At 55.2% G+C, this 23558-nt stretch carries 19 protein-coding genes and 1 other annotated feature; of the genes, 9 read left to right on the top strand and 10 right to left on the bottom strand.

Annotated features, from left to right (window positions below):
* Window positions 1-15: 15 nt before the first annotated feature.
* From JMJ04_RS20590 to JMJ04_RS48065, 5 genes are all read left to right on the top strand, one after another.
* Entirely contained in the window at window positions 16-603 is a 588-nt protein-coding gene (locus JMJ04_RS20590) for an IS607 family transposase (protein WP_201370004.1), read from the top strand.
* Window positions 590-1888 carry an RNA-guided endonuclease InsQ/TnpB family protein gene (locus tag JMJ04_RS20585; RefSeq protein WP_201372295.1) on the top strand — a complete coding sequence of 433 codons (1299 nt, stop codon included), beginning with the start codon at window positions 590-592 and terminating at the stop codon, window positions 1886-1888. Before JMJ04_RS20590 ends, JMJ04_RS20585 begins: the two co-directional genes overlap by 14 nt.
* A gap of 247 nt (window positions 1889-2135) precedes the next feature.
* Window positions 2136-2765, top strand: coding sequence for a sensor histidine kinase (locus JMJ04_RS20580; RefSeq protein ID WP_236038097.1), 630 nt, complete (start codon window positions 2136-2138; stop codon window positions 2763-2765).
* Window positions 2746-3417 carry a response regulator transcription factor gene (locus tag JMJ04_RS20575; RefSeq protein WP_201372294.1) on the top strand — a complete coding sequence of 224 codons (672 nt, stop codon included), beginning with the start codon at window positions 2746-2748 and terminating at the stop codon, window positions 3415-3417. Before JMJ04_RS20580 ends, JMJ04_RS20575 begins: the two co-directional genes overlap by 20 nt.
* Before the next feature lie 210 nt (window positions 3418-3627).
* A complete protein-coding gene (locus JMJ04_RS48065; protein WP_268887344.1) occupies window positions 3628-3753 on the top strand; it encodes a hypothetical protein in 126 nt (41 codons plus the stop codon).
* A gap of 63 nt (window positions 3754-3816) precedes the next feature.
* On the opposite strand, the gene JMJ04_RS20570 is transcribed toward JMJ04_RS48065, so the two are convergent.
* The 7 genes from JMJ04_RS20570 to JMJ04_RS20540 form a co-directional block, all read right to left on the bottom strand.
* Window positions 3817-4095 carry a hypothetical protein gene (locus JMJ04_RS20570; protein WP_201372293.1) on the bottom strand — a complete coding sequence of 93 codons (279 nt, stop codon included), beginning with the start codon at window positions 4093-4095 and terminating at the stop codon, window positions 3817-3819.
* Window positions 4092-4901, bottom strand: a complete 810-nt coding sequence (locus tag JMJ04_RS20565; protein ID WP_201372292.1) for a phosphotransferase enzyme family protein — start codon at window positions 4899-4901, stop codon at window positions 4092-4094. The genes JMJ04_RS20570 and JMJ04_RS20565 overlap by 4 nt, the downstream gene beginning before the upstream one ends.
* Window positions 4902-4916: 15 nt before the next feature.
* A complete protein-coding gene (locus tag JMJ04_RS20560; protein ID WP_201372291.1) occupies window positions 4917-5831 on the bottom strand; it encodes a sulfurtransferase in 915 nt (304 codons plus the stop codon).
* A 17-nt stretch (window positions 5832-5848) separates the two neighbouring features.
* Window positions 5849-6391, bottom strand: coding sequence for a DUF6391 domain-containing protein (locus tag JMJ04_RS20555; RefSeq protein WP_201372290.1), 543 nt, complete (start codon window positions 6389-6391; stop codon window positions 5849-5851).
* A 27-nt stretch (window positions 6392-6418) separates the two neighbouring features.
* Window positions 6419-7843 carry an FHA domain-containing serine/threonine-protein kinase gene (locus JMJ04_RS20550; RefSeq protein ID WP_201372289.1) on the bottom strand — a complete coding sequence of 475 codons (1425 nt, stop codon included), beginning with the start codon at window positions 7841-7843 and terminating at the stop codon, window positions 6419-6421.
* Between the two features lie 304 nt (window positions 7844-8147).
* Window positions 8148-9440, bottom strand: a complete 1293-nt coding sequence (gene odhB / locus JMJ04_RS20545; protein WP_201372288.1) for a 2-oxoglutarate dehydrogenase complex dihydrolipoyllysine-residue succinyltransferase — start codon at window positions 9438-9440, stop codon at window positions 8148-8150.
* The gene (locus JMJ04_RS20540; protein WP_201372287.1) at window positions 9430-12264 is read right to left on the bottom strand and encodes a 2-oxoglutarate dehydrogenase E1 component; all 2835 of its coding nucleotides are present in this window, start codon (window positions 12262-12264) and stop codon (window positions 9430-9432) included. Before JMJ04_RS20540 ends, odhB begins: the two co-directional genes overlap by 11 nt.
* A gap of 451 nt (window positions 12265-12715) precedes the next feature.
* Window positions 12716-13027: a binding site (T-box leader), on the top strand.
* A gap of 51 nt (window positions 13028-13078) precedes the next feature.
* Here JMJ04_RS20540 and JMJ04_RS20535 point away from each other — a divergent pair.
* The 3 genes from JMJ04_RS20535 (at window position 13079) to JMJ04_RS20525 (ending at window position 18136) form a co-directional block, all read left to right on the top strand.
* Complete coding sequence (locus tag JMJ04_RS20535; protein ID WP_201372286.1) at window positions 13079-13804, top strand: alanyl-tRNA editing protein; 726 nt, start codon at window positions 13079-13081, stop codon at window positions 13802-13804.
* Between the two features lie 73 nt (window positions 13805-13877).
* The gene (gene ileS / locus JMJ04_RS20530; protein WP_201372285.1) at window positions 13878-17174 is read left to right on the top strand and encodes an isoleucine--tRNA ligase; all 3297 of its coding nucleotides are present in this window, start codon (window positions 13878-13880) and stop codon (window positions 17172-17174) included.
* A gap of 455 nt (window positions 17175-17629) precedes the next feature.
* A complete protein-coding gene (locus JMJ04_RS20525) occupies window positions 17630-18136 on the top strand; it encodes a DinB family protein (protein ID WP_201372284.1) in 507 nt (168 codons plus the stop codon).
* Window positions 18137-18301: 165 nt separating this feature from the next.
* On the opposite strand, the gene JMJ04_RS20520 is transcribed toward JMJ04_RS20525, so the two are convergent.
* The 3 genes from JMJ04_RS20520 to hisI form a co-directional block, all read right to left on the bottom strand.
* Window positions 18302-19135 carry an HAD family hydrolase gene (locus JMJ04_RS20520; RefSeq protein ID WP_201372283.1) on the bottom strand — a complete coding sequence of 278 codons (834 nt, stop codon included), beginning with the start codon at window positions 19133-19135 and terminating at the stop codon, window positions 18302-18304.
* Window positions 19136-19240: 105 nt separating this feature from the next.
* On the bottom strand, window positions 19241-19978 hold the full coding sequence (locus JMJ04_RS20515; RefSeq protein WP_201372282.1) for an HAD family hydrolase: 738 nt from the start codon (window positions 19976-19978) through the stop codon (window positions 19241-19243).
* A 1-nt stretch (window position 19979) separates the two neighbouring features.
* On the bottom strand, window positions 19980-20936 hold the full coding sequence (gene hisI, locus JMJ04_RS20510) for a phosphoribosyl-AMP cyclohydrolase (protein ID WP_201372281.1): 957 nt from the start codon (window positions 20934-20936) through the stop codon (window positions 19980-19982).
* Window positions 20937-21308: 372 nt separating this feature from the next.
* Between hisI and JMJ04_RS20505 the strand changes: the two genes are divergently transcribed.
* The gene (locus JMJ04_RS20505; protein WP_201372280.1) at window positions 21309-23543 is read left to right on the top strand and encodes a serine/threonine-protein kinase; all 2235 of its coding nucleotides are present in this window, start codon (window positions 21309-21311) and stop codon (window positions 23541-23543) included.
* Window positions 23544-23558: the final 15 nt, after the last annotated feature.

Genomic DNA, 23558 nt, shown 5'->3' with positions numbered 1-23558 from the left:
TAGTATGATTTGAGCATGAAACTCAGTGATTACGCGAAACAACAAGGGGTCCGCTATGAGACAGCCTGGCGTTGGTTCCGGGACGGGAAAATCCAGGGGCGGCGCGTAGGGGCTCACACGATTCTCATCGACGAGCCAACCAGGGTGTCAGTCCCCTCATCGAAGCCTCAAACCGTGGTCTACACGCGGGTGTCTTCCGCAGAAAACAAGACCAACCTGGACAGTCAAGCTGAGCGGTTGGTTGCCTACTGCGCTGCCCGTGGCTATCAAGTGGGCAAAGTTGTCAAGGAAATTGGCTCTGGCGTCAATGACAATCGGCCGAAGTTTCTGGCTCTCTTGGCCGATCCAAGTGTGGGCCGTATCGTCATTGAACACAAGGACCGGGGTACCCGCTTCGGGTTCCGTTACATCGAGACCCTGCTTCAAACCTATGGGCGTGAGATCGAGGTCGTCAATCAGGCCGACAATGGCACAGAAGACCTGCTCTCAGACCTCACCAGCATCGTGTACTCGTTCTGCGCCCGGCTCTATGGGCAACGGCGTGCCAAACGCAAAACAGAGCGTCTTGTGCAGGAATTGGAGGCCGACCGTGCACCTGGTTGAAAAGCACATCATTCTTCGGAGTGATCCACGCTATGCCACGCTTGACGCGGCCTGTTTTGCTTCCAAAAATCTCTACAATACGGCGCTGTATGAGATCCGTCAGGCCTTCATCTTTGAGGAAAAACACCTCAACTACAATGAAATGGATCGGCGGATGCAGTCGCATGAAGCGTACAAAGCACTGCCTGCGAAAGTGGCCCAACAGGTATTGCTGCTGCTCGAACGCAACTGGAAATCCTTCTTTGAAGCGCTCGATGCCTACAAGCGCGATCCCTCAAAATTTCGCCGACGCCCCCAATTCCCCAAATACAAGCACAAAACGACAGGCCGCAACGTACTCATCTACACGATGCAGGCCGTAAGCCGCAGCAAACGGACCCTTGGACGACACCTCATTCAGCCTTCGGGACTGGGCATTCAGATCAAAACCCAACAAGATCCCAAGGCGATCACTCAGGTCCGTGTGGTTCCCAAACACGGTTTTGTCGTCGTTGAGATCATTTATGAACAGGAGCCGAGCCGCTCCGCCGTCGATCCCGCGCTCATCGCTGGCATCGATCCTGGTCTGGAAAATCTGATCGCACTAACTTCAAATAAACCGGGTTTTGTCCCGGTCGTCGTTAACGGGCGCGGTCTGAAAAGTACGAATCAGTTCTACAACAAGCGGCGAGCAGAACTCCAACAAGCTCTTGGTCGTCCTGGAAACACCCGGCGCATGGAGCGCTTGACTCTCTGGCGCAATCGGCGGATTGAGCATGATCTGCACACCATCTCGCGTTTTGTGATTGATGTGCTGGTGGCTGAGGGGATCGGAACGCTCGTGATTGGTCGCAACGTGGGCTGGAAACAGGAGATCAACCTGGGGAAACGGACAAATCAGAACTTTGTTCAGGTGCCTCATGCCCAGTTCATCCAGATGCTCACCTACAAAGCTGAGCAAAAAGGCATCCAGGTGATCCTCACCGAAGAAAGCTACACCAGCAAGGCCAGTTTCCTGGATCGCGATCCTTTGCCGATCTACCAGCAAAGCCAGGAGCATGCGCCTGTTTTCAGCGGCAAACGGATCACACGGAGGCTCTATCGGGCATCCAATGGCCAACTCATTCACGCCGATTGCAACGGGTCCTATAACATCATCAGAAAAGCAGCTCCTGATGCCTTCGGGTCGGAGGGAGTAGAGGATGGGGAGCGCAGGGTTCATCTGCCGGTAGTCCATCCCGTGAGGCTGTCATTCCCTCACAAACCCGCTCGCGAGAAAATCCTGGCCTCTGTCAGGATTCGCTAGTCACGACGGAACTATAGTCCTGCTTACCTTCCTGTCAGATAGTCAAAGCATACCCGGTCTCGCTGTTGCGCCAAAGCTGATCAGGACAATTGCGGAGGGTTCACTCATCTTACTGTTCGTGTGCGCCAGTCTGATTCTCTACATCCAACAAACCAGTGCACATCGCAGAGATCAGGAACTTTTACACGAGCTGGAGACGGCGCATATTCAGCTCGAAGACTATGCAGCACGAGTCAAAGATCTGACGTTGACTACAGAGAGGCAGCGCATGGCTCGCGAACTGCACGATACGCTGGCTCAGGGATTGGTTGGCCTGACCATGCAACTGGAAACAATTGACTTGCTTTTGGTCAGTCAGCGTTGCGAGCAGGCGCGAACCTTTGTCCAGAGGGCTATGACCCGTTCGCGAGCTACGATCAACAGCGCGCGAGCCGCGATCACCGATCTGCGTACAGAGATACCTACGATAGGTGATATTCTCGTCGCCATTGAGACGGAAGCGGACCATTTCACGACGGCAACCGGTATTCCCTGTACCTGTTGTCTGCAAACAAAGTTCCCAGGCGAGTATCATGAGCATCTTTTGCGTATGGTCAGCGAGGGGCTGACCAACATCGCACGCCACGCCCAGGCCAGCCAGGCATGGATACAGGCAGGTGGCGAGAATGCGGCGATCACCCTTGAAATAGGTGATAATGGGATCGGCTTTGATCCAGCAAAGGTCACAACTGGTCACTATGGGCTCCTGGGCTTGCGTGAACGCGCGCGCCTGATGAACGGCCAACTGCTGATTAGTAGCGAGCCGGGCAAGGGAACAATCGTGCGCCTCTGCCTTTCCTTGGAGAGAGGAGGCGAAGATGGACGAAAAGCAGAATGATATTCGCATCGTCGTGGTTGACGACCATCTTGTCGTGCGAGAAGGGTTACATATGATGCTGGAAATCGCTAGAGAGGGCTTTACCTGGCTTGGCGATGCGGCCGATGGGGCAGAAGCTGTGCGGATGGTAGAAACACTCCAGCCAGACGTTGTGCTAATGGATCTGGGCATGCCAGGTATGGATGGCCTGGAGGCGATCACTCAGATACGGGAGCAGTGGCCGCACATCGCAGTCATCATCCTGACGACCTATGATGAAGATGATTTGATGCTGCGAGGATTGCGTGCAGGCGCGTGCGGTTATCTTCTGAAGGATACAGACCGTGAGACATTGTTTCATGCTATTCGCGCGGCAGCTCGTGGTGATATGTTTCTCCAGCCAGAGGTCATAGCACGTATTCTGGTCCGAACCACGGATGCATTTCATCCAACACCCTCAAGACCTCAAGCAGAGGGGGAGAAGGAGTTGACTGAGCGAGAATGTGACGTGTTACGGGCGGTGGCGCGCGGCGAACGCAGCAAAGAGATTGCTTCTGGGCTTGGTATCAGTTTACGCACAGTTGAATCACATCTCACGAGTATCTATACTAAGCTCGGCGTCGATTCGCGTGCCTCGGCAGTGGCTGTTGGCATTAAGCGCGGTCTGCTTTAGCGATAAAGCGAAGATTGCTTAATCCAAACCCAAAGAGATACGCCTTGCGTAGACGCAAGAGCATGACATTCGACCAGAAGATGTGGAATACTTAGCTCCGCTGTGTTTTCAGTATATCAATGTGCATGGTAAATACCATTTTCCCTTTGCTCATCATTTGCCGAGGCAAAGGACTCAAACACCGCGAGATTCCGCTCGTTCAGGAAGCCCGTGAACCGCTACCCGATGCCTCTTCTGGCCATTCAGCAATTGCTTGGACATGCCGATATTGCAACCACGCCCATCTACACGCGGGTTACTGCTGATGACTTGGCGCGTATGATGGGGACACTCTAAGCAAAAACTGTGCCGCACTTATCTACTTTGCGGCTAGAGGGCTTCTTCCTTAACGCTGGGCCTTTATGCCCACATTTCCTGGAGTGCCGGGCGGATGCGGTTGAGCCAGGCGGGTAGGGAATTGGCCCACTCCAGACGCTCCATCAGGCCTTCAACCCGAGTATCGCTGAACTCCTCCTGCACGAAGAAGAGATCCTCCAGTGGCCCATTGATCGTCACGATGGGCGCGACAATCGTCAGCGCGTCCGCTAAGAGGGCAGCCTCGCCCTTCACAGGCGGGAAGACCTCGCCATAGGCCTCGAGAAACTGGCGAGCGCGCTCCGGATCAAAGCCGCGCTTCACCAGGGGGGCGTCAGGGTCTCTCCTGGATGCCAGGAGAGGGCGCAAAAGTAGAACAGGGCGTAGGCGACCTCGAAGATGCGCTTCTCCCAGCGCGAAGCCTCCAATCCCATGACAGAGGTGACCCCCTGTGGATCGAAGCGTAGGTTGAGTGCGTGATAGTCACCGTGAATATGGAACTCGGGCAGATCCTTGCCTGCGCCAATCGCCATCATCGAGGCGGGCAGAATCTTCTCCCACTGCTCAGCCCAGGTGGTCAGCGCCATGGCAATGGCCTGGTTATCGTATGTGTCCGCACGCTCACGTGCCAGGCCCAGCCAGTTCTGGACCATCGCGCCAATATGCGCCTCCGCTGGCCAGCGATACTGCGCTCCTGGATACCGGCTGGATGCCTGGTGTAGACGTCCCAGCATGGCAGCCGCAGACCCGCACCATTGAAAGCTGCGTGGATTGAGCGTGCTAAAGAGCTCGCCTTCAGGCCACTCCTGTAGCTCAAAGCAATCCTCGCCTACGGCAACAAAGGGCGTCCCCTCTGGCGTCTGGTGCAGTGCGGGCAAGGGAATGCCCTGCTCACGCAGGTAGCGCTGAAAGGCGTAGCGGTGTCCTTCATCCTGTCCCATCGGACTCTCGGGGCGCTCGCGTAATATGTAGCGCCTTCCTTCAATTCCGACCAACAGGCCCAGGCTTGTGTCGTTGGAGAACTCGGCCGGGCCGAGGTTTTCCCATGTATGAATGCCAAAGGCCTGCATGACGCCCTGTACGTCTAGCAGGTCCTCGGCAGTGTTCTGCGTTCTCTCTTGCTCTTCCATTGTTGTTTGTGGTCTCTAGATTTCTGTGGGCAAGTCGGAGCGACTGCCCCATTCGTTCCAGGAGCCGTCGTAGTTGGTCAGCCGTGGATAGCCAAGCATGGCCAGGCTAAACAGCACCGTGGTGGCCGCTACCCCGCCATTGCAATAAGCAACGACGTGCTGCTCCGGTACCACGCCAGCCGAGGTAAAGATCTGCTGTAGCTCCTCGCTGCTGCGGAACGTCCCTGTCTGCGGATCGATGAGCTCCTCGCGGGGTAGGCTGAGTGCTCCTGGAATATGTCCAGCCCGTCCCTCGCCACGTCTCACCTGGCCGCTATACTGACCCGTATCGCGTGCGTCAACCAGGGTCATCCCCTGCTGTCCAAGCATCGCGAGCAACTCTTGCGCCGTCGCGCGCAACTGCGGCTGTGTCACGGGGGTAAAACTCGTTGGCTCATAGGTGTGGACCATTGAGGTAAGTGGGCGATGCTCGCGTTTCCACTTGGGGAGGCCACCATTGAGCACCACGACCTGGGTGTGACCATAGTAGTTCAACGCCCACCACAGGCGGGTCGCAAACTGCGAGGCCGGGTGCGCGTCATAGGCAACTACCAGATGTTGATCCCCAATCCCCAGGCGCCCCAGCGCCTGGGCGAAGCGCTCTGCCGGGGCCACTTGAGCCTCTACCGCGTCATCCGGGTCAACGATGTCGCTACTCCAATCAATATACACCGCGCCCGGAATATGCTCCTGCTCATACTCATCGCGCGCGCCGACATAGTGCGCGTCCTGAACCTTTGTCCCATCAGGGCCCTCGCGCTCAATGTTGCGGACATAGCCACGCATATCGACGATGCGCAGATGCGGATCATGCAGATGCTCTGCCAGCCAGTCCGTCTCGACCAGAAAATTATGACGCTGTGTCTCCGTCTTCAGGCTCTCCTGCTGCAACGATTTTTTCTTCCTCTCTATGAGAACAACCTGGCGGCCTCTGGATTATCGGTACTCACAAAATGCGCGGGCGCTCCCAGCACAGTGGTTGGCTTGATTTCCAGAATGCGCATCGAACCATTGGGCGTCTGTGTTGTCACATGGCGCTGGACGACCAGGCCCAGGGGACGAGCCAGGACCAGGGCGGCCGTCGAGGCCAGAATAGCGTTGTTGGCCGTACTATAGGGACGGCGCATCTTGGAAACCATCATCGCCGAGAGGCCCGTCAGCATACCCGCGACCGCCAGATTGGTACCACAGCGTTCATGCACCGCCAATTCGGGCTGAGTGGTACGCAAGAGCTGGAGGGCCTCCTGGGCGGCGGGTAGGATGGCCTCGGTGGGGAGGTCACCAAAAACAAAGAAACCGGCGGCAAAGGAGATGCCAGAGAGACGCACTTCAGGAAACTTACGAGACAGTAAGACAATCGTGGCATGTTCAAGCGCGTGATTCTGACGCACAGCGGGACCCAACGTCAATTGTTGTGCGACTTGAATCAGTGGATTGATCGACGTCATCATATCTTCCTTCCTGCTTATGGCAGCAAACTACGGCCCATATGTTATATTAAACACCACGCCTTCATCCCCAAAATGGATGACATCTCCATCATTTAAGACCACCGGCTGTTGAATCCGTATGTTATTAACCGTGGTGCCATTGACGCTGTTGAGATCGGCCAGAAACCAGCGTCCCTCGGCGAACCAGAGACGTGCGTGATGGCGTGAGACCGTGCGCCCCGAGATGACCAGGTCGCAGCCATTGGTGCGCCCAATCTTGGTCACATCCTGGTGAAAACGGTAGGAGCGCCCAGCCAGGGGACCACTTTGGAGCGTCAAGCGTGCCAGCACTGGCCGCCCGCTCGCATCTGTATAGCGATCCATGATAGCGCGCTTATTCGTCAGGTCGTCGCCACACGTCGTACAGAAGAGGCGCGCCGCGGGATTCTGCGCGCCACAGCGAAAACACGTCACCGTCTGAGCTGGGATATTCGCGGCAGGCGTAGAGACCAGCTGTCCCGAGTTCGGCGTCTGCACGAAGCTCTGATCTGGCGAGGACATGGGACCAGAGAGCCGCCGAGAACGAGAGAGCGACAGGTTTGAGGACGCCATGGTGCTGGTCAACGCAGAGATAAAGTCATCCGCCGACTGATAGCGGTCACTGGGCGACTTGGCACACATCTTCTGGATGACCTGAATGATCCCGGGAGGTACATTCTCAGCCTGCAAACGCTCGATGGGCAGAGGATCATTCACATGCTTGAGCGTGATTGAGAGCGGGTTCTCCGCCGAAAATGGAACCTTCCCGGTCAAGCAGTGAAAGAAGACGACGCCCAGCGAGTAGATATCGCTCCGGCGATCAACGGCCTGGCCCGTTCCCTGCTCAGGCGACATATATTGCGGGGTGCCAATGCCTGTCCCCACGCGAGTCAGGTTGGTCGTGCCTTCGAGAATCTTGGCGATGCCAAAGTCAGAGAGCAGGAGGTGTCCATCCTTGCGCAGGAGCATATTGGCTGGCTTGACATCACGGTGAATAATCCCATTGCGATGCGCGCAGTCGAGGCCCTCAGCAGCCTGAATCATAAAATCTGCGGCCTCGGCCACAGGTATGGGACCCTTGAGGCGGTCCTTGAGCGTGCCGCTTTCTACATACTCCATGACGATGAAAGTGATGTTCTCAAGCTCGCCAAAGTCATGAATCTGCACGATGTTAGGATGCGCCAGTTTCGCCACTGAGCGCGCCTCCTGCACAAAGCGCTTGACAAAGATCGGGTCGCGCGCGTGATAGGCGGGCAAGACCTTGATGGCTACATAGCGATCCAGGGTGGACTGATATGCCTTGAAGACTGCCGCCATTCCGCCAGCACCGATGCGCTCTACAATGCGGAATTGGCCTAGTGTCTTTCCAATGAGTGCTCCCGCATCTTCGTTACGACCAGCAGGCTGGCGTGGAGACATATTCTCTGGTTGCATACCCCTGACAACTCCGTTATCCGAAACTTGATGCCTAGTGTGGGTTCCCACTACGCCATAAAGATCAGCGCACAAGAACCTGGCATCCCTCGACAGAAAACGCCCATTGTGTTTTCTCTCTTGAAACAGTCTTTCGCTCGTTTTGAAGCGTTCCTGTTTCTCCTTGATTATACAGATAGAAACGTACTCTGTCGAGAGAAATCCAACAACTTCTGATCCGAAAACCCAGAGCGTGAAGTGCTAGACACACAAGTGGCGCGCGCCCCCGAATGGGGGTTGGGGTTTCGGAATAAGATCTAAAACCTTACCCTTCCAACAGAAGTGCTTCTGGGTCTTCTACCAGTTCCTTTACTTTCACCAGGAAGCGCACCGCTTCACTTCCATCGACGATACGATGGTCATAGGAGAGCGCAACATACATCATGGGGCGAATAACCACCTGCCCATCGATGGCAACGGGGCGCTGCTCAATCTTGTGCATGCCTAGGATGCCTACCTGTGGTCCATTGAGGATAGGTGTGGAGAGCATGGAACCGAAAGTTCCGCCATTGGTAATCGTAAACGTGCCGCCTTGTAGTTCCGCCAGCGAAAGCGTATTCGTGCGGGCACGCTTGGCCAGGTCCCCGATCTCCCGCTCAATGGCGGCGAAGGACTTGCGGTCCGCGTCACGAACCACGGGCACTACCAGGCCCTCTTCCGCGCCTACCGCGATCCCAATATCATAATAGTGCTTGAGCACCATTTCATTGCCCTGAATCTCGGCATTGAGGCGAGGGAAGGCTTTGAGCGCGCCCACGACGGCCTTGGTAAAGAAGGACATAAAGCCAAGCGAGACATTATGGCGCTCCTTAAAGGCCTCCTTGCGGCGGCTACGCACATCCATGACTGCACTCATATCGATCTCATTGAAGGTGGTCAGCATGGCCGCCGTATGTTGGGCCTCGACCAGGCGCTGGGCAATGGTCTGGCGACGGCGCGACATGCGCACGCGCTCCTCACGACGTGAGGCATCAGCTGCGGGCTGTGCAGGAGGTAACACTGGCTGTACCGCCTGCGGGCGAGCCGCGGGTGTCGTCTGTGGGGCTACCACTGTCGTGGTTGGAACGGCCTGGCTGGAGCTCTCCTCCAGGTAGCTCATGACATCTTCTTTAGTAACCCGGCCATGCGGGCTACTGCCCCTGACCTGGGAAATATCGACGTTATGCTCGGCAGCGATCCGGCGGGCCAGTGGCGATGGTGGGCGCTGCGACTCGCCTGCGGATGTTAAAGGCTGCGAGGTCGTGCGCTTGATCTCTTCGCTTTGCGGCGCGGGAGCCGTGGCAATGGCACCATTGCTGCTCCCCTTACCACTGACCTGGGCCTCCTGTCCAAGGAACGCGATCACTTCACCCACCTGGACGGTCTCACCCTCACGCTTGAGAATTTTATGAATCACGCCATCTTGCTCGGCGTTGACTTCGACATTGACTTTATCAGTCTCTAGCTCGGCCAATGTTTCACCCTGGTGGACAGCATCGCCCTCTTTCTTGAGCCAGGTCGCGATGGTGGCATCGACAATCGACTCTCCCAGGATTGGCACACGAATCTCATCGGACATGTTTCCCTCCGGTCTCTTTTTGTGATACTGATACGCCCGCGGCTTCTTTAATGATCTGCTCTTGTTCGGCAGCATGGATGTCCCAGAAACCGGCAGCCGGGCTTGAGCGCTCGGGGCGCGCGATCACGCGTAGCGTTGCCTTGCCTCCCAACAACTGTTGTATACGCGGAGCAATGTATTCCCAGGCCCCCATGTTGCGCGGCTCTTCTTGCACCCAGATGAACTCGCTGGCATTGGTATACCCCTCAAGGACTCGCTTCAATGAACGCTTGGGGAAGGGATACAGCAGCTCTACACGCACAATCGCGGTGTCTTCATTATGCATACGACTCTCGTGTGAAAGCAAGTCAATCGCGATCTTGCCACTACAGAAGACAACCCGGCGCACAGCTTTGGGATCCTGACTGGCGCGTGGATCATTGATGACCGATTGGAACGACCCCTCAACCAGGTCGCTCAAGCGCGATGAGGCAAGGGGATGACGCAAGAGACTCTTCGGCGTCATGATGATCAGCGGACGCGGATAGCGTGGGAGGAGATAGGCCTGCAAGCGTAAGAGGTGGAAGTACTGCGCCGCCGTCGAGCAGTTGGCAATACGCCAATTATCCTCGGCAGCCAAGTGCAGGTACCGCTCCAGGCGTGCACTCGAGTGCTCTGGCCCATTTCCCTCATAGCCATGCGGCAAGAGCATCACCACGGAGGAATCCTGGCGCCATTTCGCACGCCCCGAGGCCAGAAACTGATCTATAATAACCTGGGCAACATTAGCGAAGTCGCCATACTGCGCCTCCCACAGGACCAGCGAATCGGGCGCCTGCACACTATACCCATACTCAAAGCCCAGTGGCGCGGTCTCGCTCAGAGGGCTATTATACACCGTAAACGAGGAGCGAGCCTCAGGAAATTTCTGTAGCGGAAGGAAGGTCATGTGCCCCTCCCTACTGTGCAGGACGGCATGGCGATGATTAAAGGTGCCACGCTCGCTATCCTGGCCGGTCAGGCGAATCGGCGTCCCATTGGCCAGGATGGTCGCGAAGGCCAGCGCCTCGGCATGGCCCCAGTCGATGCCACCTTCTGGTCCAAGCGCATTGGCACGGCGCTGCATCACGCGCTCTAGCTTAGGATGCGGGTGAAAACTCTTTGGCCAATTCAGGAGTTCCTCATTATAGCGTTGCAGCACCTCAGCGGTAACGGGAGGGACCGAGAAATCGATGGGATAGTGGGCCATATCGCCTTGATCGACAACACGCTCAACTTTAATGGCCCCGCTATCGGCTTCGCGCTTCGCCTGCTCTAGCTCATGAATGGCCTGATCCCAGATCTGCTGCGCCTCATCCTGTGTCAGGATCTGGTGCTCGACCAGGCGTTGCGCAAACAGCTCGCGCGCGGTCGGATGACTGCGAATAATTTCATACATCTGTGGCTGGGTAAAGGCTGGCTCATCGCCCTCATTGTGTCCCCAACGCCGGTAGCCCACCAGGTCGACCAGCACATCCTTATGGAAGCGGTCGCGATAGGCGTGGGCAATGCGTACAGCCGTCAAGCAGGCATAGGGATCATCCGCGTTGACATGAATAATAGGGATGCCAAAGCCCTTGGCCACGTCACTGGCGAAATGAGTTGAGCGCGAGGAATCGGGATCGGTGGTAAAGCCAAGCTGGTTATTCACAATGATATGGATCGAGCCACCAACCCAGTAGCCGCGCAGGTGCCACATATTTAGCGTCTCGGAGACCACGCCCTCTCCAGGGAAGGCCGCGTCACCATGAATCTGAATGGCCAGCGTGTGGTCGACATCGAGCAGCGGTGAGCCAGAAACGGTGCGAATCTCTTGTGAAGCGCGTGCCATACCGCTTACCACCGGATTGACGAACTCCAGGTGGCTAGGATTGGGAGCCAGGATGACCTTTAGCTCGACTGACGCCCCTTCGTCCAGAACGTGTTCCGCCCCCAGGTGATACTTCACGTCACCCGTCCACCCATACCCAAAGCTATCGGTAAGGGGCGTGCCTTCTTCGTGGCGCGCATGGGTAAACTCGGAGAAGATGCTTGCATATGGCTTATTAAGCACATGCGCCATTACATTGAGGCGACCACGGTGGGCCATCCCAATCATCACATTCTTGGTTTCGGAATCAATCGCGGCAGAGATAATCTCATCCAACATCGGCACCAGGATATCGGTGCCCTCAATGGAGAAGCGTTTCTGTGCGGTAAATGCCTGGTGCAAGTAGCGCTCGAAGGCTTCTACCTGCGTCATCCGTTTGAGCAGTCTGCGCGCATCCGCGCCCGAGGGTTCGCGATGGTAGAGATGCAGGCCCACCGCATCGCGCAACCAGCCACGCTCGTCAGGGCTTTTTACCTGGTCGAACTCATAACTAATTGATCCTGAATACATCGCCCGCAGGGCATTGATCGCCTCTAATGCATTGGAGGCTCCCTCCGCGGAGTGACCGCCAATGATGTCTGGTGGCAATTGCGCCAGGTCATATTCGCTTAACCCATAGGTCTCGAGCATCAAAGCAGGATCTCCTGGCGGCTCATTCCCTAATGGGTCAAGGTGTGCCCCCAGATGCCCGCGCTCACGGATCGCGTGCGCCAGGTTATTGGCGGCCACAATATGAGCCACATTTCTGCCTTGATCTTGAGGAGCGGGAGCACGTGTTTCCACGGGTGCGGTCGTCACAGGCTGCTCAGTAGAAGACCAGGAATCAAAGATGGCCCGTGTGGCCTCATCTATTGCTGCTGGATTCTGTTGATAACGTTCATATAATTCAAGGACATATCCAGCATTTGGTCCAAAAAACGTTTCCAGGTCGTGCATGGAAGTTCCCTTTTCATTGACACAACGAACCAGGCTGCGTGCCTCTTTGTACTGCGTCTCGTCGTTGAGTGGGTTCCTTGTGTCTGAGTTTTCTGCTATTGTTTTTCTACCATCCCCTATGGTATCATAGCTTTACAATACTTCAAAGTATTTGAGATTAGTTCTCCTTGTGCTATAGTCTGGTCTTAGTCTCTCAAAAATGGGATGACTAAAAACAGTAAAACCCCGAATATATCCGGGGCGAGTCGCCGCAACGAAGGAAAGTACGATGGCTCGTTACTCTTTCTACGAATGAGCACACCGCATCGTCACTTTTTCTCCCTATTTACTGGTAATAAGCCGCTTTTCTGGCTGTATTCCTACCAGGATGACTCATGCAAGGGGATGTGCTACCCTCAAGTGGATATACTATCACTATATCTTGTTCACACACTCGCATGAGGCGAGTTACACGAAGGCTTTGACGGAGCCAGTACGCGACCAGATCCTGTCACAGAGAGCCTGAGCTTGCTGCAAATCAGGCACAGAGTGGGTCGCCGAAGATCACTCCTGAGCTGTCTGCCAACGAGAGCCCTCTCTTCACAGGGGACCCTCCAGGCCAGGCCGGTCCCTTCCCGTTATCGTGAAGGATGTAATCCCGCTCGCCACTCACTGTTGAGTATCGGCCAGGGAATACGAAGAACCGAGTGAGTCAGCACGTCTCTGTCGTACTGTCGTCTGACTAATAAGGGTGGTACCACGGGAGGCTCCTCTCGTCCCTGGCAGGACGAGGGGATTTTTTATTGGGCTTTTGCAACTGAAGGAGCGCAAACGGGTGAAGACGAAGCTACTGTACCAAACAAATAGCTATACGTACGAGTGCTCGGCTAAGGTCGTCGCTGTGAGTGGCGATGAGGTTGCGTTGGATGCCACCATCTTCTATCCCGGTGGGGGTGGACAGATGGCGGATCGAGGCCTGCTGAGCTGGAACCAGGGCGCCAATCAAGCGCACGTGATCTCCATCAGTAATCGCAATGGAACGGTCTGGCATACGCTCGACTATATTCCACCCAAACCAGAGACCGAGGTCATCGAGTCCATCGATTGGAACTTTCGCTATCGCTCCATGCGCACCCATACCGCCTTTCTGCTACTCTGCAGTGTGATCTGGAGGGAGTTTGGCATTCAGGTCACCGGCGGGCAGATTTACCCCGACCGCGCACGCATGGATTTCGCCCTGGAATACCTGGAGAAGGACCGCATCGCCGAGCTAGAGCAGCAGGTGAACACGCTTATCGCGGCTGACTACCCAATTCATACCTATATGTTGCCCAGGGAGAAGGCCCTCTCACTTTCGGCCCTGGTACGCGCCAGGATCAACCAGCTTCCTCCCCACCTGGACGAGGTCCGCATGGCCGAGGTCGTCGGCTTTGATGTGCAGGTCGATGGCGGTACCCTGGTCAATCACACGCGTGAAATCGGTGGTATTCAGATCATACGCAGCGAGAACAAGGGGAGAATCAATAAACGCCTGGAGATTGTGCTCAAGGAAGCACTCTAGCCCTCTCCAGGGAAGGTGCCAATATCTTTTTATCTGGTCTTATCTTTTGTTGTAAGACGAGGAGGAGGTTGTCGTGTCTGTGTCATCAACCGTTTTTCGCCCGGTCCCCGATGCCGACCGCGTCGATTATCCAGCCCTGGAACGTTCCATCCAGCAGTGGTGGGATGAGCATCAGGTTCGCCAGCAGTATCTTACGCGTAACGCGCAGAGTGAGAAGAAGTATTCATTCCTGGATGGCCCCATTACCGCCAATAATCCCATGGGGGTCCATCATGCCTGGGGTCGTACCTACAAGGATATCTACCAGCGCTTTAAGACCATGCAGGGCTATAAACAGCGCTATCAAAATGGCTTCGACTGCCAGGGACTCTGGGTCGAGGTCGAGGTCGAGAAGTCCCTGGGCCTGCAAACCAAGCGTGATATCGAGGCCTATGGGATCGCCGAGTTTGTCGAGCGCTGTAAAGAGCGCGTCTTTAAGTTCGCGCAGGTCCAAAGCGAGCAGTCAATTCGCCTGGGCTACTGGATGGACTGGGGCAACGACTACTTTACCCTCTCCGATGAGAATAACTATACCATCTGGCACTTTCTCAAAAAATGCCATGAGCGCGGCCTGATCTACAAAGGGCGCGATGTGATGCCCTGGTGCCCACGCTGCGCGACCGGACTCTCCAATATGGAGATGGAGTCTGAGGGCTATAAAGAGCTGACGCACCTGAGCCTCTATGTGCGCTTCCCCCTCGTCGAGAAGCCCGGCGAATACCTCCTGGCCTGGACCACTACGCCATGGACCCTGGCAGCCAACGTTGCAGTGGCAGTGCATCCCGACCTGAACTATGTCCGCGTGGAGCAGGATGGGGAATATTACTACCTGGCGGAGCAGTTGCTGCCCGTCCTCAAGGCTCTCAAGGGCCATGATAAGGGCGACTATCGCGTGACGGAGACCCTCAAGGGCCATGACATGGTAGGCTGGACCTATCGCGGCCCCTTCGATGAGTTACCTGCGGCCAAAGGCATTGTTCACCGTGTCGTCCCCGGAAAAGATGTGAACGCCACTGAGGGTACGGGCATTGTGCATACTGCTCCCGGCTGTGGTCGCGAGGACTTCTTGCTGGCCAAAGAGTTCAACCTGGAGGTCATCGCGCCCGTCGATGAGTTTGGCGTCTATGTCGAGGGCTTCGACTGGTTGACAGGCCAGGGCACGGCCAGTGTGGGGCAGCAGGTCGCCGACCACCTGGCACAGAAGGGCCTGCTCTACCGCACCCAGAATTATAAGCACCGCTACCCCACCTGCTGGCGCTGTAAGACGGAACTGATCTTCCGCCTGGTCGATGAGTGGTTTATCTCTATGGACCAGTTGCGCCATGAGATCATGGAGGTGGTCAAGCAGATCACCTGGCTGCCATCCTGGGGCTATGAGCGCGAGATGGACTGGTTGCACAATATGGATGATTGGATGATCTCCAAGAAGCGCTACTGGGGTCTGGCCCTACCCATCTTTGATTGCCCCGCCTGCGGCCATTTCGAGGTTATCGGCAGCAAAGAGGAACTCAAGGCACGCGCCGTCTCCGGCTGGGAAGAGTTTGATGGACATACACCACACCGCCCCTACGTTGACGCAGTCAAGATCCATTGCGCTCAGTGTGGCGCTGAGGTTTCACGCATCAAGGATGTGGGCAATCCCTGGCTCGATGCCGGTATCGTGCCCTACTCAACCCTGCATTACCTGACGAATCATGCCAGCTGGCAGGAATGGTTTCCGGCCGACTTTGTAACCGAATCATTCCCCGGCCAGTTCCGCAACTGGTTCTACTCCATGCTGGTCATGAGTACAGTCCTGGAGCAAACCGCACCCTTTAAGACGCTCCTGGGTTACGCCACCGTCTATGGCGAGGATGGCACTCCTATGCATAAGTCCAAGGGGAACCTCGTGGTCTTCGATGAGGCCGCAGACCGCATCGGGGCGGATACCATGCGCTGGCTCTATAGCAATCATGTCTCCGAGCAGAACCTGAACTTCCCCAATATTCCCACGCCAGAGGAGATGGAGAAGACCCAGCTCACCGGCCAGCCCGTACGCTTGAGCGAAAAGTGGATGCTGGTGCGTCGGACCATGGATAAGCTCTGGAATGTCTATGGATTCTTTATCAAATACGCCAACATCGATAACTTCGATCCGACCAAGCATCAGTTACCCGTTGCCGAGCGCGATGCGCTGGACCGCTGGATCATCTCCGAGCTTCAGCAGACGATCCAGTCTATAACCCAGGGTCTGGAGCAATACGATACGACCAAACCTGCCGAGGCCGTGCAATCCTTTCTGGATGACCTCTCCAACTGGTATCTCCGCCGTAGCCGTGACCGTGTGTGGGGTGCTGAACTCGATAAGGATAAGCTCGCCACCTACTTGACACTGTATGAGTGCCTGACGACACTGGCGACCCTGTTGGCGCCATTCATGCCCTTCCTGGCCGAAGAACTCTACCAGAATCTGGTGCGCAACATCAATCCCCAGGCGCCTCTCAGTGTGCACCTCTGTGATTGGCCGGTGCCCCAACCAGAGCTGATCGATGAGCTGCTTGTACGCGATACTCACCTGGTCATGCAGATCGTGAGCCTGGGGCGTGCCGCCCGTGCCAAGGCACAGATCAAGGTACGCCAGCCGCTCCAGACCATTCATGTCCGTGTGCCAAGCGCGCAGGAGGAAGAAGCTATCCAGCGCCTGCGTGAGCAAGTGCTTGAGGAACTCAATATCGAATACCTGCGTCTCATGCGCCGCGATAGCCGTATGCTGGCCTATACCCTCAAACCACAATTTAAGGTCCTTGGCGCCAAATATGGACCCGTAGTGCAAAAGATCCTGGCTTACTTTAAGACGCTGACGGAGGACGAGGCCCAGGCCGCCGCCGAGCACCTCAATACGCAAGGCAAGCTTGATCTGACCTTTGGTGAGACCCATGTCTCGCTCACTCCTGAAGAGGTCCAGGTGGTCTCCACCGCTCGTCCTGGTTATGTTGCTGCGGAGGAGCATGGCTACGTCGCTGCCATCGATACTACGATCACTCAGGAGCTACGTGAGAAGGGCTGGATGCGCGACCTCGTCCACTATGTACAGGATATGCGCAAAAAGGCCGGCCTCAACATCGAGGATCATATCGGGCTGGCGCTCTACACTGATAGCGAACTGGCAGATGTCATTCTTGACTTTGGCCAGGCCATCCGCGCCAATACGCTGGCCGATAACCTGCTTATCTCCATTAGCGAGGAGAAGGATAAACCCGCGTTCGTGGAACTCTACCGCGAGTCCATCTCGCCAACTTCAGCCAAGAAGCTGGACAAATACACCATCGAGGTTGTGATCGGTAAGATGTAGTGCGCTTTCAGCGTAAGGGGCGTCTCCAGTGAGACGTCCCCTTACGCTGAAAGCGCAGGAACGAAGTTGCTTCCTGAACCATTGCGGAGCACATCACTAACACACAGTTGAGCTTTTTGAAAGGCTTGACGGGCTCATCGATACACGTGTATAATGCGGATACATTTACATATTTTTTCGGAGGTTCTACTTCTATGCCAGTGTGCCGCTAACTTCATCCTGTTTCCTGTTCAGTCAGTGAAACAGATCCCACCATTCTTGCCCTATCGTTCATGCGCCATCTTATCGTGAATGAGCGCTGAATTTTTCTATGCCTGGATGACACGTGGTGTGATTCTTGCGCAACACACTCTCTGGTTTTGCCAGAGAGAGATGTCATATGAGGAAGCAAGCAGCAAGATGGGGGAAAAGCCTGATGTTGTTAGAAGGTAGATCATAGAAAGAGAACTATAATCATGACGACGGGACTCCCCGACTTTTTCAAATATAACCTCTGGGCCAACCTGCGTTTGCTCGATGCGTGTGCCCAACTCTCCGATGTCCAACTGGATGCCACTATGATAGGGACATATGGCAGCGTGCGCGAGACCCTCTTCCATATGCTTGGCTCTGAAGAAGGCTATGCACATCACGTCACGGGAACAGCCCCTACTCCTCGCCTAAAGGAACTTACCGCTTTCCCAGGCTTCGACGAGCTACGGCGACGTGCGCAGTTGTCAGGTAAAGCCTTAATCACATTTGCTGAACAGGGAGAACTAAATAGACTCCTGTCTCTTGACGAGGGAACCTACGAGGCTCCTATCATGATTGTATTGATTCAGGCTATCAATCACACTGTCGATCATCGCTCGCAGATAGCTACGCTGTTGAGTCAACAGGGGATCGAGGCACCCGACCTTGATGGCTGGTCCTATAACGATGCTATGTATGCTGCGCAAGGCAAAAGTAGCCACATCGGATAATATACTTTAGCTAAGGCAAGAAGAGCGCGGGAGGGTACTTGTCCTCCCGCGCTCTTCTTTCTCTTGCCCTATCTTGTAGGGTCCCTGCTGACATGGACTAAAAAACAGATGAAAGCAGTGTGCCAGCCGCAATGAGAATAGTCCATGCCAGCAGGGACCTTACAACTAGTTCGTCTGCTCCCAAACCTCCAGGTGCTCCAGCAGTTCTGTGAGGGTCTTGATAGTGGCTGAAGGCTTTACGTCTTCGGGTTTAGGCCAGGGATACTCGTTATAGCGCCACACGCCACGCATACCAACTCGCTGGGCGCCTCGCACATCGTCGACCATGCGATCTCCAACCATCACACATGCGTTGACTGCGACACCGAGCCGGCGCGCGGCCTCCTGGAAGACATAGGGATGGGGTTTGGAGTAGGGTAAGTCGGACGTATACATGATGACATCCAGTAGCGAAGTTAGGCCATGGGCCGCCAGGTCGGCGTCATGCCAGGCCCCCGCCCACCAGGTGTTCGAGAGCAAACCCAGGCGATAGCCACGCTTGCGCAACTCCAGCAACGTCTCGACCGTTTCCGGGAAAATTGTGGCCCACCCGATGATGGCGTTAGCATAGCCATCCAGGGCCGTCATTAAAGCTTCTTTGCTCACTTCACAATTGAGGCGTTGGAAGCCATCAAGCAACACGACATCGGGGGTATTACTGATATGCTGCTCGTTAACTCGTTGCCAGTGGGCCTTCTCAGCCTCGCGCATAGCGCGCACGTACGCCTCTTTCGTCGGCCACTCCCGCTCGTTGGAGCGTGCAACCAGGTGCTCGTAGGAGAGCCCCCAGCGTCGCTCGATATCTTCATCCCAGTCGGGCCAATCAATTAGTGTTCCGCCCAGGTCGAAGACGATGGCCTGGATGACTCCCTGTCGTGTGGGCAGATTCTCTTCTTGGCTCTCTCCGTTGTGCAATTGCTCTTGTGGACTGGCCACCGCGTCTTCGCTATGCTCAGGCATGTGTAACCACCCGTTTTAATCTCACATTTCTCATTTTCTTCTTTGTATACGCCTCTTAAGGGGAGGACTGGCATTATATCCTCTCCACCTCGCTTTGTCCAGCAATCAAAGCTCTTCCACCCTGACACCGTCCAGGTGTGCCAGTAGGCCCTTAATACTCTCGATGCGTGCTCCACGCCATGTGCGCGCCTCATGGCAGCGCGGATTATGCTCTTCAGCATAGGGCACACGAATAAGCATTGCCTCCATGCCAATGGCCTGGGCGCCAGCCAGCTCGTTGCTCTCGCCATTCGCGATAAAGAGGCCCCGTTCAGGGGCAATCTCCAGGCGTTCGCATGCCAGGTGATAGATACGTGGATCTGGTTTCTTTAACTTTACTGAGCAGGAGAAAATGGGGGCATCAATGTATGCTGCCAGAGGTGTGGTTCTCCAGAGCAGGGGCACTTCGCTACTGCAATCGCTGATGAGCCCTAGTTTATAGCCTGCTGTGCGTAGTGCCTCTAGCGTTTCCAGCGCGTCATGCCGTGGTTTCAACGATTGTCGCGTCAGTTCCAGGCGTCGGTGGATTGCGCGCTGAATTTGCTCTGGTTTTGGCGTAATTCCAAGCTCTGTACAAATATAGAGAATATTCGCTTCCACGTCGGGGAGATGGCCCGCTGCACGCAGTGGCCAGGTATCATGCATCCACATCTGGAGGAAGATATCGCGTGGCGCGCCGACGAAACTCGCCATTTCCTCCAACGTTTGGGTAAAAGGTTCTGTGAGTAGATCATCAACCAGTGTGCCAAAGAGGTCGAAGATAATGGCATCGTATGGCAGATTCGTCCTTGCTTGCCCTACCATACTACTGCACCAGCCCTTTTCTGCGCATCTGCCCCAGGTCGAACTCCGCTGGAGCCAGGGGATCTACGCCCGCGGCCGCGCAGGCCCAGCCAATCAACATAAAACCAATGGTCAGTCCCCTGGAAATGGTCTCTGGCTGATCTGAGGCTACCATACGCGCACACTCTTCGCGCAGTTCTATAACTCGGCTGTCGCTATAACGCCCGTGATAGCCCTCTAGTAGGGCCTGGTGTGGCTCAAAGTCTGGGTAGGGGATGCTGCAACCTGCCGCCAGCAGAAAGAGCCAGTACCCAACCTGGCTGCCCTCCAGGACGGTGTCCGACTGGCGCCCACTATGCACATGCTCACCACTCTGTACCTCCGCCAGTTCCTCCAACTCATCTCCCAACCGTGAGGCGAGATAGCTCTGGCTGCGCTCCTGCAAGAGCCGCGAGGTGTTAGATTCCTCGCTCAGGTCATGGTCGCGCAGGTAGATATACACTCCATATAATTGGCGTAATGTGTCCTGTAGCTTCTGCTCTGTCTCCACGGAAATATGCTCCTTGTCTTTTGCCTGTTCTTGCTTGACGCCTGCTGCATGTGTATAGACCTGTTGGGGATCAAAAATCCTTTTGGCGATGGTTACATAGCTATTATCATCTTCAAGACGTCGGTAGTAACAGCTACGATATCCCTCGTGGCACGCGGCCTCTCCTTGCTGGATTACCCGTATCACAATGCTGTTCTCTTCGCAATTGACGAATATGCCTCGCACCTGTTGCGTGTGCCCCGATTGCTCGCCCTTGCGCCATATGGTGTTACGTGAGCGACTATAGAAGTGTGTGTAGCCACTCTCTCGTGTCCGCTCCAATGCTTTGTCGTTCATAAACGCGACCATCAGGACCTCGTTGGTGGCATCGTCCTGAATGACCACGGGAATCAATCCCTGCCGATCAAATTTCAGTGGTAGTTCGCTCATTACAGCCTCTCCTCCCGATTGCCTTGCTATCTATGCCAGTAGTATTGCCATCCGCTTTATATAGTAGCACAGACAGTGCTCTTCTTTACCAAACAAACAAGCATGACTTACAATCGATACATTTATTATCGCCAATGTATCATTCTTTAGTGAAATATCCCACTAGTATTCAGTGAACACAAACATTGCCATATGCTAAAAAATCCATTATCATTCGTTAAAATGATGAATTGCCCGAAGAGAGATTGGTAGTGTAGCACAAGCTACATATTCTTTACAAGAGCGTTACTCACTTTTATACACTTATCAATCGTCAAAGCGTGATAATCCTTATGCCAAAAATAATAGCGTAAATAGATGTGGGAGTTTTGCATGGTGGAAAGAGAAGAGCAAGCAGAAAATTCAGGCTATCAGAAAGGGCAGCAGATCGGGCAGTACCAGGTGGTTGGCCAGCTCGATCAGGGGCGCTTTGCTGGTACCTTTTTAGGACAACATATTCATCACAAAAAGCAGTATGTGCTTGATATGCATACTCAGCCCCTGGCCGATGAGCTGAAAGAAGCCTTTCTTCAGCAGGCTCGTCACCTGGAGAAGTTGACACATCCGCATATCCTCCAGATACGCGATGCCGGGTTAGAGAATCGTATGCCCTTCCTGGTTGTCGAGTACGTGCCACATATCACCCTGCGCCAGGTCTATCCCAAAGAGAAAGTTCAGCCTCTCGCGAAGTTCCTTACGTACTTGAAACAGATAGGTGAGGCTTTGCAATATGCTCATGAGAAGGGTTATCTGCATAGGCAGCTCCGGCCAGAGAATCTTCTTCTCAACCGCAATAATCAGGTGCTGGTCTATGATTTTGCCCTCGATGCCCTGATCAAGAATCGTAAACGTGTCGGGCAACAGAATGCCCAGCAAGCGCTTGATGCCATTCCCTATACCGCGCCAGAGCAAATTCAGGGGAAACCCTGTGCAGCGAGTGATCAATACTCCCTGGCAGTGATCATCTATGAGTGGCTCGCTGGCAACTCGCCATTTCAGGGATCATATGTGGAGATTGCCAATCAGCATGTGCATACTCAACCACCCGCGCTGCGCTTAAAAGTGCCGGGTATTGCCAGCCAGGCTGAGAAAGTCATTATGCGTGCTCTGGCAAAGGAGCCTGCCCGTCGCCATTCCTCACTTCAAGCCTTTGTAAAGGCTCTGGAAGAGGCATATACCCAGAGCCAGGTCACAGCTAAGAAGATTTCTTCCTCAGAAGCTAAAGCCAGGCCGGTGCCTCTGCAGCAGATCGCAGAGACACCCACGCTGACGCTTGTTGAGCCAGTCTCGACATCTTCTTCGCCACAAACGCATACTAGTGCTACTACTTCATCAGCAGTATCTTCCGTTGCCCAGCTCTCACCTGTGCCGCCATTGCCTGCCACACCACCACCGGCGGCAAGCCAGACTCACAGCATTCATGGAGCGCTTCCTCTCACACCGACGGAGTTGGCTCCCATTGATCCTCCAGTAGAGTATTCGCCAGCCAGGCGTGATAAGCCTGAGCCGCTTACACGGCGCGCGCTTATGACGGGTCTGCTTGGCCTGGCAGCGGCTGGCGGAGCTATCGGTACCTGGTATCTCATTACACGTAAGAGTGGAAACGTCTCCCATAGCATAAACACGACGAACACGACATCTCGCGCGACACAGCCTCAGATCACAAGTGATGGAACGTTGATCTATCGCGCCCATCCCGCTCGTGTGAACTCTACTGCCTGGTCCCCTGATGGGAAGCTGATCGCTTCGGCAAGCGATGACCAGCTTATCCAAGTCTTTGATGCAGGAACTGGAGCAGTCAAGCGAACATACACAGGACATACAGGGGCGGTGACGAATGTTGTCTGGTCGCCCGATGGCACACGCTTAGCCTCAGCGAGCGAGGACCATACTGTTCAGGTCTGGGACACTGGCAATGGAGAGAATCTCTCTACCTATCAGGGGCATTCTGGAATCGTGAATGCGCTCTCCTGGTCATCCGATGGTCAGCTTATTGCTTCTGCGAGCGAGGATAAATCGGTTCAAGTCTGGAACAGTGCTAGTGGTGGGCTGTTCCTCAATTATCAACAGCATAGCGCGGGCGTGCTCTCTGTCGCGTGGTCGCCCGATGGGCATAGCATCGCTTCAGGCTCCTGGGATGACACGCTGCAAGATTGGGCGACCGTTCCCAGCGACGCCTTTGCGATAGGGCAGACTATCTTCAAGTATGGAGGCCATACTGCGGAGATTTATGCCGTTGCCTGGTCCCCTGATGGTCAGCTTATCGCCTCTGGTGGTGGTGATCGAACTGTACTGATTGGGCGGGGGGTCGATGGTGTCACGAAAGTCAAATACTCTGGGCATAATGATGCCGTGCATGGGATCTCCTGGTCACCTGATGGCAAACTGATCGCCTCCTGTAGTGAAGATGGGACCGTTCAGGTTTGGAATGCCTCCAGTAAGCAGGTACTCTACACCTATCGTGGGCACTCGCGTGGTGTCTACTCCGTTGCCTGGTCGCCCGATGGGAGGCGTATTGCCTCCTCCGGCGCAGATAATACCGTTCAGGTCTGGAAACCGAAGCGCTAGCGAGCTTTGAACGTG

It is taken from the genome of Ktedonobacter robiniae (genome assembly GCF_016587375.1).
Taxonomy (GTDB): Bacteria; Chloroflexota; Ktedonobacteria; order Ktedonobacterales; family Ktedonobacteraceae; genus Ktedonobacter; species Ktedonobacter robiniae.
This window is presented reverse-complemented; position numbering and strand designations above follow the sequence as displayed.